Origin of the sequence: Variovorax sp. KBW07, assembly GCF_003852515.1 — a bacterium.
GTDB lineage: Bacteria > Pseudomonadota > Gammaproteobacteria > Burkholderiales > Burkholderiaceae_C > Variovorax.
This window is the reverse complement of the sequence record NZ_QAJK01000074.1, coordinates 36,616-51,170: the sequence shown is the minus strand read 5'-3', so window position 1 is coordinate 51,170 and position 14,555 is coordinate 36,616. Positions and strand designations below refer to the sequence as shown.

At 68.7% G+C, this 14,555-nt stretch carries 17 protein-coding genes; 7 read left to right on the top strand and 10 right to left on the bottom strand.

What is annotated here, in order from left to right:
* Nucleotides 1-85: 85 nt before the first annotated feature.
* From DBV14_RS16195 to nikR, 3 genes are read left to right on the top strand one after another with little or no spacing between them, the layout of a single operon-like run.
* Nucleotides 86-1,072 carry a GTP-binding protein gene (locus tag DBV14_RS16195; protein ID WP_124460182.1) on the top strand — a complete coding sequence of 329 codons (987 nt, stop codon included), beginning with the start codon at nt 86-88 and terminating at the stop codon, nt 1,070-1,072.
* A 53-nt stretch (nt 1,073-1,125) separates the two neighbouring features.
* Complete coding sequence (locus DBV14_RS16190) at nt 1,126-1,587, top strand: GNAT family N-acetyltransferase (protein ID WP_124460181.1); 462 nt, start codon at nt 1,126-1,128, stop codon at nt 1,585-1,587.
* Between the two features lie 30 nt (nt 1,588-1,617).
* Nucleotides 1,618-2,094 (top strand): nickel-responsive transcriptional regulator NikR, encoded by a 477-nt coding sequence (nikR, locus tag DBV14_RS16185; RefSeq protein ID WP_124460180.1) that lies wholly within the window; start codon nt 1,618-1,620, stop codon nt 2,092-2,094.
* Nucleotides 2,095-2,127: 33 nt separating this feature from the next.
* Here the strand turns inward: nikR and DBV14_RS16180 are convergent, their stop codons facing one another.
* Together DBV14_RS16180 and DBV14_RS16175 are read right to left on the bottom strand one after the other, a co-directional pair.
* Complete coding sequence (locus DBV14_RS16180) at nt 2,128-2,472, bottom strand: hypothetical protein (RefSeq protein WP_124460179.1); 345 nt, start codon at nt 2,470-2,472, stop codon at nt 2,128-2,130.
* Between the two features lie 89 nt (nt 2,473-2,561).
* Entirely contained in the window at nt 2,562-3,047 is a 486-nt protein-coding gene (locus tag DBV14_RS16175; RefSeq protein ID WP_124460178.1) for a DUF2165 family protein, read from the bottom strand.
* A 100-nt stretch (nt 3,048-3,147) separates the two neighbouring features.
* On the opposite strand from DBV14_RS16175, the gene DBV14_RS16170 reads away from it, so the two are divergent.
* Both DBV14_RS16170 and DBV14_RS16165 read left to right on the top strand, forming a co-directional pair.
* Nucleotides 3,148-3,525, top strand: a complete 378-nt coding sequence (locus tag DBV14_RS16170) for a hypothetical protein (RefSeq protein ID WP_124460177.1) — start codon at nt 3,148-3,150, stop codon at nt 3,523-3,525.
* 40 nt (nt 3,526-3,565) lie between these two features.
* Entirely contained in the window at nt 3,566-4,099 is a 534-nt protein-coding gene (locus DBV14_RS16165; RefSeq protein ID WP_260397075.1) for a GNAT family N-acetyltransferase, read from the top strand.
* 8 nt (nt 4,100-4,107) lie between these two features.
* Here DBV14_RS16165 and DBV14_RS16160 read toward each other — a convergent pair whose 3' ends face one another.
* Both DBV14_RS16160 and DBV14_RS16155 read right to left on the bottom strand, forming a co-directional pair.
* Nucleotides 4,108-6,405, bottom strand: coding sequence for an ATP-binding protein (locus tag DBV14_RS16160; protein ID WP_124460176.1), 2,298 nt, complete (start codon nt 6,403-6,405; stop codon nt 4,108-4,110).
* Nucleotides 6,402-7,226, bottom strand: coding sequence for a DNA-binding response regulator (locus DBV14_RS16155; RefSeq protein WP_124460175.1), 825 nt, complete (start codon nt 7,224-7,226; stop codon nt 6,402-6,404). Before DBV14_RS16155 ends, DBV14_RS16160 begins: the two co-directional genes overlap by 4 nt.
* Before the next feature lie 224 nt (nt 7,227-7,450).
* On the opposite strand from DBV14_RS16155, the gene DBV14_RS16150 reads away from it, so the two are divergent.
* A complete protein-coding gene (locus DBV14_RS16150; protein WP_124460174.1) occupies nt 7,451-7,822 on the top strand; it encodes a hypothetical protein in 372 nt (123 codons plus the stop codon).
* A gap of 13 nt (nt 7,823-7,835) precedes the next feature.
* Here the strand turns inward: DBV14_RS16150 and DBV14_RS16145 are convergent, their stop codons facing one another.
* The 6 genes from DBV14_RS16145 to DBV14_RS16120 are packed head-to-tail and all read right to left on the bottom strand — an operon-like array spanning nt 7,836 to nt 13,608.
* Complete coding sequence (locus tag DBV14_RS16145) at nt 7,836-8,477, bottom strand: ankyrin repeat domain-containing protein (RefSeq protein ID WP_124460173.1); 642 nt, start codon at nt 8,475-8,477, stop codon at nt 7,836-7,838.
* Entirely contained in the window at nt 8,478-8,909 is a 432-nt protein-coding gene (locus DBV14_RS16140; protein WP_124460172.1) for a hypothetical protein, read from the bottom strand.
* A gap of 12 nt (nt 8,910-8,921) precedes the next feature.
* Nucleotides 8,922-10,274: an adenylosuccinate synthetase gene (locus DBV14_RS16135; protein ID WP_260397074.1), complete on the bottom strand. Its 1,353-nt coding sequence runs from the start codon at nt 10,272-10,274 to the stop codon at nt 8,922-8,924.
* A gap of 13 nt (nt 10,275-10,287) precedes the next feature.
* Nucleotides 10,288-11,271, bottom strand: coding sequence for a VWA domain-containing protein (locus DBV14_RS16130; RefSeq protein WP_124460170.1), 984 nt, complete (start codon nt 11,269-11,271; stop codon nt 10,288-10,290).
* A 21-nt stretch (nt 11,272-11,292) separates the two neighbouring features.
* Nucleotides 11,293-12,285: a serine/threonine-protein kinase gene (locus DBV14_RS16125; RefSeq protein WP_124460169.1), complete on the bottom strand. Its 993-nt coding sequence runs from the start codon at nt 12,283-12,285 to the stop codon at nt 11,293-11,295.
* A gap of 12 nt (nt 12,286-12,297) precedes the next feature.
* Nucleotides 12,298-13,608, bottom strand: coding sequence for a hemolysin family protein (locus DBV14_RS16120; RefSeq protein ID WP_124460168.1), 1,311 nt, complete (start codon nt 13,606-13,608; stop codon nt 12,298-12,300).
* Between the two features lie 23 nt (nt 13,609-13,631).
* Between DBV14_RS16120 and DBV14_RS16115 the strand changes: the two genes are divergently transcribed.
* The gene (locus DBV14_RS16115; protein WP_124460167.1) at nt 13,632-14,489 is read left to right on the top strand and encodes a symmetrical bis(5'-nucleosyl)-tetraphosphatase; all 858 of its coding nucleotides are present in this window, start codon (nt 13,632-13,634) and stop codon (nt 14,487-14,489) included.
* Nucleotides 14,490-14,555: the final 66 nt, after the last annotated feature.

Below are 14,555 nucleotides of genomic sequence, written 5' to 3'. Positions count from 1 at the left end.
GTCGCACGCGCCCCGAACGCATCGCACCCGCTTCACGTACCGAAGATCGCGCGACAACGCACGCACAGTCGAGCCCGAACAGCAGATGAAGAAGCGACTGCCCCTCACAGTCATCGGAGGCTTTCTGGGCGCCGGAAAGACGACGCTGCTCAACCGCTGGCTGCGCGACGCCAAAGGGCTGCGCATGGCTGTGCTGGTCAACGACTTCGGCGCGCTCAATATCGACGCCGACCTCATCGCCGCCACGCATGGCGATACGGTGGCGCTGACCAATGGGTGCGTCTGCTGCCAGATCGGCGACGACCTCGGGCGCGCGCTCGTGCAGGTCATCGAGGTAGCCACGCCCTTCGACGCCGTCGTCATCGAGGCGAGCGGCGTTTCCGATCCCTGGCGCATTGCGCAGATCGGCATGGCTGCGCCCGAGCTGAGCCTGGAAGGGGTGATCGTGCTGGTCGATGCGAGCGCCGTGGGGCCGCAGTCGCGCGACCCGCTGCTGGCCGACACGCTGGCGCGGCAGGTCAGGTCGGCCGACCTGGTGGTGGTCAACAAGATCGACCTGGCCTCTGGCGAGGCGCTGTCGGCGGCTCGGGCGTGGGTCGAGGCCACGGCACCGGGCACGCCATGCATACAGACCGCGCAGTCGACGGTGCCGCTGGCGCTGTTGTCGGGTTTGCCCTTGCCTGCCGCGGTTCAGGGGGCGGGCCATGCCTGCGGGCACGAGTGCCGTGACCCGCACCACGGCCATGGTCACGATCACAGCCATGACCACGACCCGGACCACGGCGCGCTGTTCCAGACCTGGAGCGCACAGCCCGAGGCGGTCATTCCCGCCGCTGCCATTTGCGCATGGCTGCGCGACGTGCCGCCGGGTGTGCTGCGGCTCAAGGGCCTGCTGCGCACGGGACGTGGCGCGCAGGGCGAGGACGAATGGTCGGAGGTCCAGTTCGCCGGGCGGCACGGCACGCTGCGCAAGGCGGCGGGGCCCACGGACGGTGCGCGCGCGGGCGTGGTCGCCATCGGGTTGCGGCACCAGTTGCCTGAACAAGCGCTGAAGGATTTCTTCGCGGGCTGAGCCAAGTCATGTTGCAATCGCACGGTTTTTCAACACGTGCAGACAGCAGACGCATGACTTCCCCTCTCCTGATTCGCCCCCCGACACCTGAAGACTACGCAGCCTGGAAACCCCTCTGGGACGGCTACAACGCCTTCTACGGACGGGAAGGCCCGACCGCGCTACCCGAGGCCATCACGCAGGCCACCTGGCAGCGCTTCTTCGATGCCTACGAGCCGGTGCACGCACTGGTGGCCGAGCGCGACGGCCAGCTGGTGGGCCTGACGCACTACCTGTTTCACCGCAGCACCACGCGCATCGAGCCGACCTGCTACCTGCAGGACCTGTTCACGCTGCAGTCAGAACGTGGTCAGGGCGTTGGGCGGAAACTGATCGAGGGTGTGTACGCGCACGTGCAGCGCGTGGGCGGGCACCGCGTGTACTGGCAAACCCACGTGACCAATACGGCCGGACGGACGCTCTACGACAAGGTTGCGGAGCATTCCGGGTTCATCATCTACGCCACCACCGTCTGACACGCCTCCAAGGACAACAGGAGCCCGACCATGCAACGCTTCACCATTTCGCTGGACGACGGGCTTGCGCTGGAATTCGACCAGCTCATTGCCGACAAGGGCTACATCAACCGCTCGGAGGCCGTGCGCGATCTTCTGCGCTCGGCACTGGGCAGCGCCACGCTCGACACCGCCCCCCGCAAGGGCAAGGCGGCGTGGTGCGTGGCGAACGTGAGCTACGTGTACGACCACCACGAACGCACGGTGACCTCGCGCGTGCTCGACCTGCAGCATGACCACCACGACCTGGTGATCACCACGCTGCACACGCACCTGGACCATGACCATTGCCTGGAGACCGTGGTGCTGCGCGGCCCCACGGCGGCCGTGCAGGCTTGCGCCGAACAGCTGGTGGCGCTGCGCGGGGTGCGCCACGGCAACGTGCACATGGTGCCGCTCGACGCCACGGGTGAACGGCATGCGCACGGCACGGCCGGCGCGCACACGCACCACAAGCCACGCAACTGACCAGCAGATGGCCGATGGCTGGGGCCCAGGCCGTCAGTACTTGATGGTCACGCCGGCCTTCACGCCGTTGTTGGTTTTTCCATCCGACTGCACGCCGCCATTGAGCGACACGTTGCCTCCGGTGCTCGCGCCCAGCGAATACGTGGGGCGTGGCCTGGACGTGTCGGTGCCCATGTAGGCGCCGCTGCCGTCGGGCCGCTCCACGCCCACCGTCGCACCCGTGGTGTAGGCCGAGTTCTCGGTGGAGTTGACGTTGGGCGCAACGTAGACGGTGCCCTTCTCGCCGCTGTCGACGGGCACCTTCACAGGTTCGGCGGTCGCGGTGGCCATGGCGTACCACGCGGCCACGCTCACGCATGCAAGGATCAGTTTGCTCATGCGCGGAATGCTCGGGGCAACACCGCATCGCGTTTGTAGGACGGGACGAAACACCCCGGCCAGACCAGACAGCAGGGTCCGGTGTTCGTTCAGGCCCACGCGTGGTTGAACAGGAAGAACGCCGCCATCACCCACAGCAGCAACGCAAGGTGCGTGTGCTGCAGGCTCTCTTGCCGTATCCAGTAGCCGAACCACAGGCCACCCAGGTGCATCGCGAACAGGAAAGCCGCGAAGGCGCTCAGGCCCAGGTTGAACCACGGGCGTGCAGCCGCCATGCCGCCGCTGATGAAGAGCGCGTAGCTGCCAATCCAGAAAGCGAGCGCGCCCGCAGTCTGCAATGCCAGCACCAACAGCAGCGCCGCGCGGTGCAGCACCGGCGAACGCAACCTGCGCGACAGCAAGGGCGTGTCGATGGCGGGCTCGGCCAGCAGCGGCGCCATCGACATCGTGCCGCCCACCGCGCCTGCCGAGCCCGCGAATCCGCGCAGGTTGTTGAGCACCGCAATCGAAAGCCACAGCGTCATGCCGAGTGCGTGAAGGGACTGGAACAGCCAGACGGAAGCGGGGAGATTCATCGGGGAGCCTGTGGCGCCAAATATCAAAGAGTATGCTTTGATAATAAACACGAAGCAGGCGCGGGAGGCGAAGCCCCCGTGCCCTTGAAGGCCGCATGCCATGAACTCACCAAAGACACCGACGAACGCTTCCGCCGTGCCCGGCCCCTCCCCCGAGGCGCTCGAACGCATGCTCGCCGCAGGCCGCGACGGTGCGCTGCTGCGCATGAGCCTTGCGCTGGCCTACCACCGGCGGGAAGACGCGGCCACCGCGCTGATGCATCTCGAAAAAGCCGTGGCCCTCGATGCGGACTTCACCGCGGCGCATCGCCTGCAAGGACTGATCGCGCTCGGACTTGGCGACAACACGAAGGCCGAAGCGGCGTTTGCAACCGCGCTCGAAGTGGCACAGCGCCGCGGCGAGCTTCAGTTGGTGAAGGAGTTGACGGTGCGCTTGCGGCGGCTGCGCGCGCCGTCGCCGCCACGCACGGACAACTGAGCCCGCGTGGCAGACTTCAGCGCACAACCGTCTTCTCTTCTTGCCGCAAATTCTTCAGGAGCCCATGCAAATTCGCCGACTCGATTCAGCCGACGCCCCGGCCTATCAGGCCCTTCGGCTGCACGCGCTTCAGGAAAGCCCCACGGCGTTCGGCTCGAGCTACGAAGAAGAACGCGACACCCCGATCGGCATGATCGAAACCCGCCTTGCCCCAAACCCGGACCGGCATGTCTTCGGCGCCTTCGTGGAAGCGCAACTCGTCGGCATGGCCGGCCTGGTACGCGAAAGCGGGCTCAAGGCAAGGCACCGGGGCTTCATTCGAGCCATGTATGTCGCGCCCTCGCACCGGGGCAAGGGCATCGCAAGGCATCTGCTGACCGAAGCGCTGGCGCTTGCCCAGCGCATGCCCGGCCTTCTGCAGGTGACGCTCTCCGTCACGGCCGGCAATGAATCGGCCACTGCGCTCTATCGGTCGTTCGGATTCGAGACATATGGCGTTGCGCCCGGCGCGCTGCGTGTCGATGGCGTGCTTTACGACGAAGTGCAGATGGTGCGTCAGCTGGCCGCGAACTGAGCCAGCCCCTAGCGCGCCGACTGCGCAAGCCGCGCCACATGGTCGAAGTCCAGCCGCTCGAGTGCCTCGCGCAGCAGTGCGGCCAGCGTGGCGTGCCGCTCGTCGGCGGCGAGGCGCTCGATGCGGTCGTGCAGGTCCGACCAGCGGCCGTCGCGCGCGAATTCCGTGAGCTCGTCGCGCACGGCTGCGGCAAGAGGCTCCAGGCGTTGGCCTCCCGCTTCCGTGGCCCCTGATTGCTCCGCTGCCGGCGCCGCGCCCTGCTCGCCGCGCGTGCGCGACGACGCGGCGGAATGCATCCGCGGCACGACCTCATCGATGGATGCCGCATCGACCTGCAACGCGAATTTCAGTTGCGTGCCCAGGTGCGCCCTGCTGCGAAGCTCCAGCTTGCCGCCCATGCTTTCGACGATGCGCCTCGCAATGAACAGGCCCAGCCCATGCCCGTCGAACCGCACGTCGGCGCGCTCGAACATCTCGAAGATGCGTGCCTGGTCGGCCTCGTCGATGCCGATGCCGGTGTCGGCCACTTCCACCTCGAGCGACCAGCCTGCGTCGCGCGGCGTTGCCGCGACGATCAGCTCGATGCCGCCATCGCGCGTGAACTTGGCTGCGTTCGACAGCAGGTTCAGCACCAGCTGCTGAAAGCGCTTGCTGTCCAGTTGCACGGCGGCGGGCAGCGTGCCGTTGCAGCGCAGCGTGAAGCGGTTGTTCTGGCGCAGGGCCAGCGTGGCGGCGTACTGGGCGATGTCGTCGATCAGCGCGGGCAGGTCCACCGGCTGCGGCGCGGGCACGATCGGCTGCAGTTCGCCCTTGGCATAGTCGAGCAGGTCGTCGATGAGCGACAGCTGGTAGCCGGCATTGCGTTCGATGGCCTGGAGCAGCGTCGGCGAACCGGCGTTCGCCTCGGTGCGCAGCAGCCGCACATGCCCCAGGATGGTGGCGAGCGGCGCGCGCAGGTCGTGGCCCACGATGGCCATCAACCGCGTCTGGTCGTGCATCTGCGCTTCGGACTGCAGCAGCGCCGAGTTGAGCGCGCGGGTCTTGCGCTGCACTTCGTCCTGCAGCTTTCTCTGCGACTGCGCCTGCCACTGCAGCAGCATGTCGCGCGACTCCTCATGCTGCCGCGCGAGCCGGTGCCCCCACCATGACAGCGTGACAAGGCCCATGAGCATCCCGGGAAATCCGAGCGCATAGGGATCGAAGCTGGCGGCAAAGCGCTGCTGGAATGCAATCTCGGCCAGCCGCAAACTGATGGCGGCGGCAATGAGGAGCGTGATGCCGAACACCAGCTTGCCGCGCACGCCGCCCCGGCGCATGTAGATGAAGCCGCTGACGTTCAGCGCCAGCACCAGGGCCAGCACGCTCACCAACGCAGCCTGCGCAAAGAACCCGTAGGGCCCGATCAACCCCCCGGCCACGACGAAGGCCTGCAACGCGGTCAGGCCGGCGATCACTTTCATTCCCGGCGGGCGGATGCCCGAATTCCGGACGATGGCGTGCAGCTGGAGCACCAGCACGATCGCGCACAAGGGGCCGAGCGAGCCGGCCGCGCGGTAGCTCCACAGCGGCGAGTCGGGCCAGAGAAAGATGCGCGCATAGCCGCGGTACGAGGCCTCGTACAGCGCCACCATGACGAAGCCCAGGCCCTGCCACCCCATGGCCGGCGCGCGCGACAGCGCCCATGTCGTGAGGGAGTAGACGCCCAGCACCAGCAGCCCGCCGATCAGCAGTCCGTCGAACACCGCATGCCACTGCTCGGACGCGAGCAGCTTTTCAGTGGTGTACAGCGTAGGCGCGAAGCGCAGGTTGGAGGCCGTCTGGGCGCGCACCAGCACCCGTGCCCGCTCGCCCGGCTCCAGGTCGATGGCCACGAAAGGCTGGCGCCCCGGTGCATACGGTTGGGCCACGCCCTTCTTGCGGACGGTCCATCGCATGCCTTGCGGGCTGTCTTTTCCCAGGTGGAAATCGGCGTGCTGCAGCCAGGTGCTGTTGAGCATCAGCTGCAGCGATTGGCGCGCGCCGCTGTCGTTGGCCAGGTCCAGGCGCAACCAGAATGCGGCGTCGGTGAAGCCGGGGCGCATGCCGGTGGGCGTGCCGGGGCGAAAGCCTTCGGGCGCGTTGTCGGGAATGGCGAGCACGTCGTCGCGCGTGAGGGCGCCCGTGGCGTCTTTCAGCACCTGGACCTCGCGGTCCAGCGACAACGGCCATTGCTCGTTGCCTGTGAGATGAAGCGTCGCGGCCTGCGCCGGGAACTGCAGGCAGAACGCGACGAACAGCATCCACAGCGCGCGCACCGGCCACCTCATGGCTTCGGCGCTTCACTCAAGGCTTCCGCGGCCGCACCCGAGCGCCGGAAGGCACTGGGCGTTGTGCCAAAGCGCTGGCGAAAGGCGGTGGCAAGGTTCGCGCCGCTGGAGAAGCCGGTCTCCGCGGCAATGTCTTCCATGCCCAGCAGCGACTGCCCCAGCAGCCGGCGTGCCTTCACGAGCCGTGCCTCGCGCAGGAAGCCGAACACCGTCTCGCCCCTTTGCTCCCGGAAAACACGCGACAGGCGTTTCTCGTGGGTGCCCAGGCGCGCTGCGATGGTCGCCAGGGTGGCAGGGCTTGCCAGGTCGGACATCAGCAGATCGATGGCCGCTTGCAGCAGCACCTGGTCGGCGCGTTGCGCGGGCGCGCCGGCGTCGTCGACAGGCGTGCCCGGCGGCGGTGGCTTCTTGTCGACGGACCGGCCGGCCGTCAACGCCAGGTGGATCGCCACGCGCGCCAACACTTCGGGCGGATCGAAGGGCTTGGTGACGTAGTCGACCGCACCACCGCGCAGGCCCGTCAGGCGCTCGTCGAGCGAGGCGGCGGCGGTCACGAAGATCACGGGAATGTCCGCGGTGGCGGCATCGGCCTTGAGCAACCGGCAGAGCGCGTAGCCGTCCATGCTGTTCATCTGCACGTCCAGCAGGATGAGGTCGGGTTGCAGCGCGGCGGCGCGCCGCAGGCCCTGCATCGGATCGAAGGCGATGCTCAGGCGATGGCCCGCATCGCGCAAGGCACTGACCAGCAGTCGGAGTTCGTCGACGTTGTCGTCGATCAGGAGAAGGTGCGCGTGCGCGTCGGGAGTCGGCAGTAGCGGCATGCCAGCAGCGAGGAGAAAGGCGGGCTCGGCATGCGGCCGGCGGGTCTCGAAATTATTGTTTCTGATTGTGTGAAGACTTTAACACCCGGTCCTGCGTGGCAAAGGTCTTGTCCCGGCCTGCAAAGGTGCTTGCGCCCCGGCATTCAAACAATCCGGCCTCGCCCGGTGTGCGCCGTCTTGGACGCGCACCCGCCCAGTTGAAGTTGAAGCACGATGGAGGTCGGATGAAGAATTCATCAGGTGGATTGCTTGCGCGCGTTGCGATCGAACGGCTCCCGGCCTACGAGCCGCGCGTCATGCAGCGACGCGGCATTTCCGTCGAGGAAGCCATGAAAGCGCGCGACGTGCAGCTTCAGGAGGCGCTCGACGCGGTTCGCTGCGCGGCCGACGATGCATCGGCCGCCGTGGGCGCGCTGCTGCACATGGTCAAGCCCAACGTCCGGCTCCAGACTGCGCTGCAGGTGGTGGAAGAGCAGCCCCGGAAGATGGGGTTCGTCACGCTGGCCCAGGAGCTGCGGGAGGTCGCGTTTCAGCTGCGCATTCTGGAAGCGTCGGTGAAAGGCGTGTCGGGGTTGTCCCGGGCGGGCGTCGTGTAAGGCGCCCCGCCATTCATCCGCGCCCGTTCTTTTTTCGCTTCAATGCTTCCAGCCGTTCGATGAGCTCCTTCGGCAACCGCCGGGCGCGCGCGATGTCCACGGCATCGCGATCGCTGAAATCCGCGATGGAAGGGTCGGCGCCCGCATCGATCAACTGGCTCAGTGTCTTCAGCCGCTGGAGCCTGGCGGCGTAGAAGATGGGCGTTTCGCCGTGGGCGCGCAGGCCGAGCCGGGGCCTGGCCTCGAGCAGCGCGCCGCACATCTGGTCGTCGTCGCGCCATACCGCCGCCCACAGCGAATAGCTGGCGTCGGCGCCGCGTTTCAGCAGGGCCGCGACCAGCGGCATGTTCTCGCCGCGCGCCACGGCGTACCAGAGGGGCGTCGCGCGGAAGTCGCCTTCGTCTTCGTCCATGGGCACCTCGCCTTCGAGCGGGGCACCGGCGTCGAGCAAGGCGGCCACGGTCTTCAGGCCGTGCGGCTCCATGAGCTGCGGGCTGCTGCCGGGCTTGACGCTGCAGGCCAGGTGCAGCGCGGCGCGGCCCCGCGGGTCGGTGGCCGTGGCCAGTTCAGGCGCCTGCGCCAGGGCGGCGGCCACCGAGGCTGCGTCCCACGCCTTGGCGGCGGCGAAGAGCGATGTTCTTGACGGTGCGCGCATTCAGAGCTTCTCCCAGACCTGGACCAATCCCAGCAGGTGGACCAGACCGAAGACAAGACAGATGGCCGAACTCCAGACCCAGAAGGCGGTAAGACGGCTACGGGCAAACAGGAGCATGCCCAGCGCGGCGAGCCCGCGCACCAGGTAGACCGCGGTGATGGCGGGCAGCACGAACGCCAGCAACGGCAGCGGCTGCAACACGCCGGCGCCCGACAGCGCATACGCGGCCCAGATGCCCAGCACGCACGCGATCAGCCAGGTGACGATGGGCGGATACCAGTGGCCGGCCGCCGCGCCCGATGCCATGCGCTCCCCGGCGCCGAAGAAGCGATACCAGGCGGGGCCGCCGAAGATGATGCAGACGTGCAGCAGCGCGGCCACGGCGCTGAGGCACGCCGCGAGGATCAGGGGAAGGTTGTAGGTCGCAGGCACAAGAAAAGGCTTTCAGGAAAATTCGTCGGGGCGCATCGCGCGCACCGTCTCGCGTGTCGGGCCGAACGCGCCGTGGCGCACCGGCAGGCCGCTCAGGGCTTCGACGCGTTCGATCCACGCATGCGGCGTGGCGATGGCGCCGGGTTCGTAGACCGGCTGCGCGCTTTGCAGCAAATGGGTCAACGCCTGTTGATGATCGAGGTCGTGCGCGGCCTTGCCGCGCGGCAGCGACGCAAGGCTGGCGCCGTCCGCCAGGCGATAGCCGCCGCACCAGCGCAGGCCCGTGCCCTCGATGGCGTCGAGGTGGCTCGCCACCAACCCGTCGAGCGGCCCGACGGCATCGAGCGCATGGCGCAGCAGCACCGCATCGGGGTGACCGCGGCGGAACACGCCCTGCCAGCCTTCGTCGGCGTTGTGCGGCTCGGCCAGGCGTGCATCCAGCCCCTGGTCGTGCGTGGGCAACGGACCCGTGCCGTGGCGCGTGAGGTAGCTGCGCAGCACGCCCAGGTGCTGCACGGGTGCCGCGATGCCCGCATCGCGCAGCACACTCTCCACGGCCGCGGTGGAAATGGTGCTCCAGGTGGTGTGCGGATGAAAGCCACGCCATTCGTCGAGCAGCACGCCCTGCGCGCCCTCGAACAGCACCGTGCCCGAAAGCGCGAGCCGCTGGCCGATGGCGTCCACGCTGGCGGGCGGTGACTGCCGCAGGCACGGTGCCACGGCCGCCAGCCAGCGCGCGGCGAGCGACTCGTCTTCGAGCATGGCCAGTTCCCGCGCCGCCTCCGCATGCAACGGCAGCACCCCGGTTTCCGCGAACTCGCGGCGCAGCGAGACGCGCGAGGCCTGCAATTTTTCAAGCGCGCGCGCGGGGTTCGCCAGGTCGCCGTAGTGCAAGGCATCGGCCGGCGCGGCCAGCGCCTGCCGCACCGTCTCGCCCACGCCGACACCGCAACTGCCATGCGCCCGCGCGCCGCGCGCCCATTCGCGCAAGCGGCCGGCGGCCTGGTGAAACGGTGTCGTCACGCGGCAGCGCGCATCGACCCACAGCCGCGAAAACGCATCGTGAACACCCACGCGCCGCAGCGCCTCTTCTTCGATGCGCAACGCGGTCGGGTGCACCACCACCGGGCTCGCGAGCACCGTCGCCACGCCCGCATGAAAACTGCCGGCGCCGAACTGCGAGAAGGTGTGGTGCCGGCCATCGGACAGCACCACGTTGTGGCCGGCCTGCGCGCCGCCGTTGAAGCGCACCACGGTGTGGGCCCGCCACGCGCCGCACAGGTGGTCGGTGTACAGGCCCTTGCCGCAATCCCCGAAACCGAGGCCGAGCAACGAAACGTAGCGCGTGGCCGCAGGGGTCGTCACACAGCGGCGTCGGTCAACCGAAGAGCCGCTTCCACCACGAAGAGCGCGCACCCGAGGCAGCGGCGGTGGCCACGGCCGGCGGCGCACGGCGCGGTGCCGTGGGGTCGAGCAGCGCGGCATAGCCGTCGAGCGCGTGCAGCACGCCGCCCACGCGCTCCTTCGCCATGCCCGTAGCGCGCATCACGCCGGCCAGGCCGTCGAGGTTGGGCACGGCCTTCTCGGTCAGCGCGACGATGCCGGCCGCCACGGCACAGGCGTCGTCGGGCGAATCCATGCAGATGACGTGATCACCCAGCAGCTCGCGCCAGCGCGGCTCGCAGCGGCGGCGGCGTTGCGCGTCGGGAATCAGGAAGAACAGGTTCGTGGTTTCGGCCGCCGCGGCAATGACTTCCTCGATGGGAATGTCTTCGTCGAGCTTCTCGCCGATGAGGCCTTCGATCTGGTGGCGCGACACGGCCGGGTACGGCAGCTCGTCGCCGGTCACGAACAGGTAGCCGCGCTTCTTGCGCTTGACCCAGCAGTCCATGTCGGTGTGCTGCGCCATGACGTAGAAGGCCAGCTCGTAGCTTTCTTCGCCGCTGCCTCCGCCACCGCCTTCGAGGTAGCTCCAGGTAAGCCACTGGTCCATGAGGTTGGCAGTCGACTCGAACTGGCCGACCTGCAACGGCGCGCGGTCGGAGGTGGCGTCGCCGATGGCCATGAACATGAGCTGCGGGTCCGCCACGCCGCAGTCGGTCAGCAGCTTCATGAAGGTGGGCAGCTCGCGGCGCGCCAGGGTCTGCGGAATGTCGCCCATGGAGCCGGTGACGTCGAGCGCGAACACGATGCCCAGCGAATTGGGGTGGTCGGCGTTGTCGCGCGATTCGCGCACCTTGAGCCCCTTGGGGTCCATCAGTGCATGCGTGGCGCTCTGCGTGAACACCTCGGAGCCGGGCTTGGCGGCTCGGTCGGCAATCAGCGCCGTGTGAGCGGCATGCGAGTAGTTTCCGTAGCCCATGGGTTGCTCCCTTGAAAAAAGTCAGGCGCCGCCGATGCGCGGCGCGGGATCGAAATGAACGAACTGCGGTGCACCGAAAGCTTCGCGCGACGCGGCGGAAAGCGATTGCTCGATGCCCTGCGCGCCCAGGCGCTGGCAGGCTGCGGCGTCTTCGCTGCACTGGCGCAGCAAGGCGGCCAGCGGTGCGGGTGTGTGCGCGCCCAGGCCCGGCTCGCCGGCCACGTCGCCACCGCTGCCGTGCAGCAGCGCGCGCACGGTCCAGGCGCTTTGCATGAGGTCGCGCGCCGCGTCGGCCGCATGCGCCGATCCGCTGCCGGCCTGCCGTGCGCGCGACCAGCCGATGACCAGCACGCCGTGGTCGCGCGGATGCACCAGCGCATGCGCGGGCGACAGGTCGCGGTGCGCCCAGCCGGCGCCGTGCACGAAGGCCAGCACCTCGAGCATGCGGCGCCAGATCCAGACGGCATGGCGCGCATCGATACCTTGCGGGTTGGCCTGCTGCACGTCTTGCAGGCTGCCCCAGAAGCCAGTGGGGTGGCGCAGCACCAGCGCCTGGCGCGCGCCATCGCCAAGGCCTTCGGCCACGCCGGTGCCCAGCGGCTGCGGCAGCCGGCGCGTGAAATAGGCCGCGCCTGACACCGACAGCGCCTGCAGGGCCTGCAGCACGGCGGCTTCGCGCGCCAGCACGTCGTTGGCGGCCGAATCGCGCGCCAGCTTGATGGTGACGCGCTCGGGCAGCGCGCCGAGCCGCTCGGCCAGCAGCACTTCGCTGTGCTCGCCGGTGGCCAACGGGGCCAGCACGCGGTAGCGCGCTTCGCGCCACGTGAGGACGCGGCCACCCGCGACGGCCGCATTGGCCCGGCGCAGCGCGGCGCGAAAGCTCTCGCGCTCGACGGTTTCCTCGCCGCGCGTGATGGTGGCGCCGCAGTAGCTGCAATTGACGGTGCGCCAGCGCGCGGCGCGCGGCAGCGGCGCGGAGCATTGGGGGCAGCTCAGTGCGAGCAGCGACAGCATGCGTGGCCCTGCCTAGTCGCCTTCGCGCACCGCCGGGTCGGGCGAGGCCAGCACGCGATCGATGCGGCGGCCCTCGAGCGCGACAATTTCGAAGCACCAGCCCGCGCAGTCGATGTGCTCGCCCACCTCGGGCAGGTGGCCCGAGACCGACATCAGCAGGCCGGCCACCGTGTTGTAGCGCCCACGCTCTTCGTCGGGCAGCTCGCGGATGCCGAGCCGCGCGCGCAGCTCCGACACCGGCATCAGGCCGTCGAGCTCCCACACGCCGTCGGGCCGCTGGCGCGCCCAGGCATCGGTCTGCATGCCGGGCTGCAGCTCGCCGGTAATGGCTTCGAGCAGGTCGCGCGGGGTCATGAGGCCCTGCACCACGCCGTATTCGTCGACCACGAACACCAGCCGGCCGGCGCGGGCGCGGAACTGCTCGAGCAGCTCCATGCCGGTGAGCGTTTCAGGTACGAACACGGCGGGCGTGGCTTCCTGGCCCAGCACGCCGGCGTGCGCGGAACCCAGGCGCAGCAGGTGCGCCACGCTGATCACGCCGACCACGTCGTCCAGCGAATTGCGGCACACGGGGTACCACGAATGCACGAGGTTGAGCGCGGCCGCGTCGGCCACCTTCTGCAGCGCCTGCGCCACGGTGTTGGAGGCGTCGAGCCATTCGATGTCGGCGCGCGGAATCATCAAGGACGACAGGCGCCTGTCATCAAGGTGAAACACATTGCGCACCATCTGGTGCTCGTGCTGCTCGATGACGCCGGCGTCCACGCCTTCTTCGAGGCTGGCCGAGATTTCTTCCTCGGTGACCGAGCGGGCGGCGTTGGCATCGATGCGCAGCAGCTTCAGCGTGGTGGCGGTGGCGCCCGCCAGCAGCCAGACGAAGGGCTTGGCCGCCTTGGCCAGCCCGCGCATGGGGCGCGACACGAAGCGCGCCACCGGCTCGGGGTACAGCTGGCCGATGCGCTTGGGCACCAGCTCGCCGAAGATGATGGTGAAGAAGGTGATGCAGGTCACCACCACCGCGGTCGACACGATGCTGGCGGTGCCGGCACCCATGCCGACGCTTTCCATCCACACGGCGAGCGGCGCGGCGAAGGCGGCTTCGCCGACGATGCCGCTCAGCATGCCGATGGAGGTGATGCCGATCTGCACCGTCGAGAGGAATTGCGTGGGCGATTCCATCAACTTCAGCGCGGCTTCGGCGCCGGTGTCCCCCGTTTCGGCCAGGGCCGCGAGGCGCGCGCGCCGACTGGTGGAAAGGGCCATTTCGGACATTGCGAACGCCGCATTGAGCGTGGTCAGCAAGGCCAGCAGGAAAACATCCATGAACGGGGGGAGAGAATGAGGGAATGTCACTTTACTTGATCGGCGACGTCCAGGGCTGCGACCCTGCCCTGCAGCGGCTGCTCGAAGAGATCGATTTCTCTCCCAGCCGCGACACCATCGTGCTGCTGGGCGACCTCGTGAACCGGGGCCCGGACTCGGCCGCAGTGCTGCGCCGCGTGAAGGGTTACGGCGCCTCGGCGCGCAGCCTGCTGGGCAACCACGACCTGCACCTGCTGGGGGTGGCGCACGGCGCGCGCAAGGCGGGCCGCAAAGACACGCTGGCCGACCTGCTGGCCGCGCCGGACGGCGAGGCGATGCTCGAATGGCTGCGCCGGCAGCACATGGCGCTGCACATGCGGATCGGCCAGGGCAAGCAGTCCGGCGACCTGCTGATGGTGCATGCGGGGGTGTTGCCGCAGTGGACGGTGGGCGACACGCTGGTGCTGGCGGCGGAGGTCGAATCGGTATTGAGCGGGCCGCAGCTGGGCGACTTTTTGCTCACGATGTACGGCAACGAACCTGCGGAGTGGCGCGACACGCTGACGGGCAACGCCCGGCTGCGCGCGATCGTGAACGCGCTGACGCGGCTGCGTTTCTGCACGCCCACGGGGACGATGGAGTTCGAGGCCAAGGACAGTGCGGCGACGGCACCGGAGGGCTTCATGCCGTGGTTCGACGTGCCGGGGCGCAAGACGGCGCAAGCGACTGTCGCGTTCGGCCACTGGTCGACGCTGGGCTGGATTTCGCGGCCTGACCTGTTGTCTACCGATACGGGCTGCGTGTGGGGCGGGTGCCTGAGCGCCGTTCGGATTGGCGCGACGCTGGACCAGCGCGAGCTGATCCAGGTGAAATGCGAGCAGGCGCAGAGGCCGGGGGGCTGACTTTCTAAGGCTGCTGTTTGGGTGCGGGGTCATTCGGGGCGCGTACGAATGCCACCGGGTGCTCCC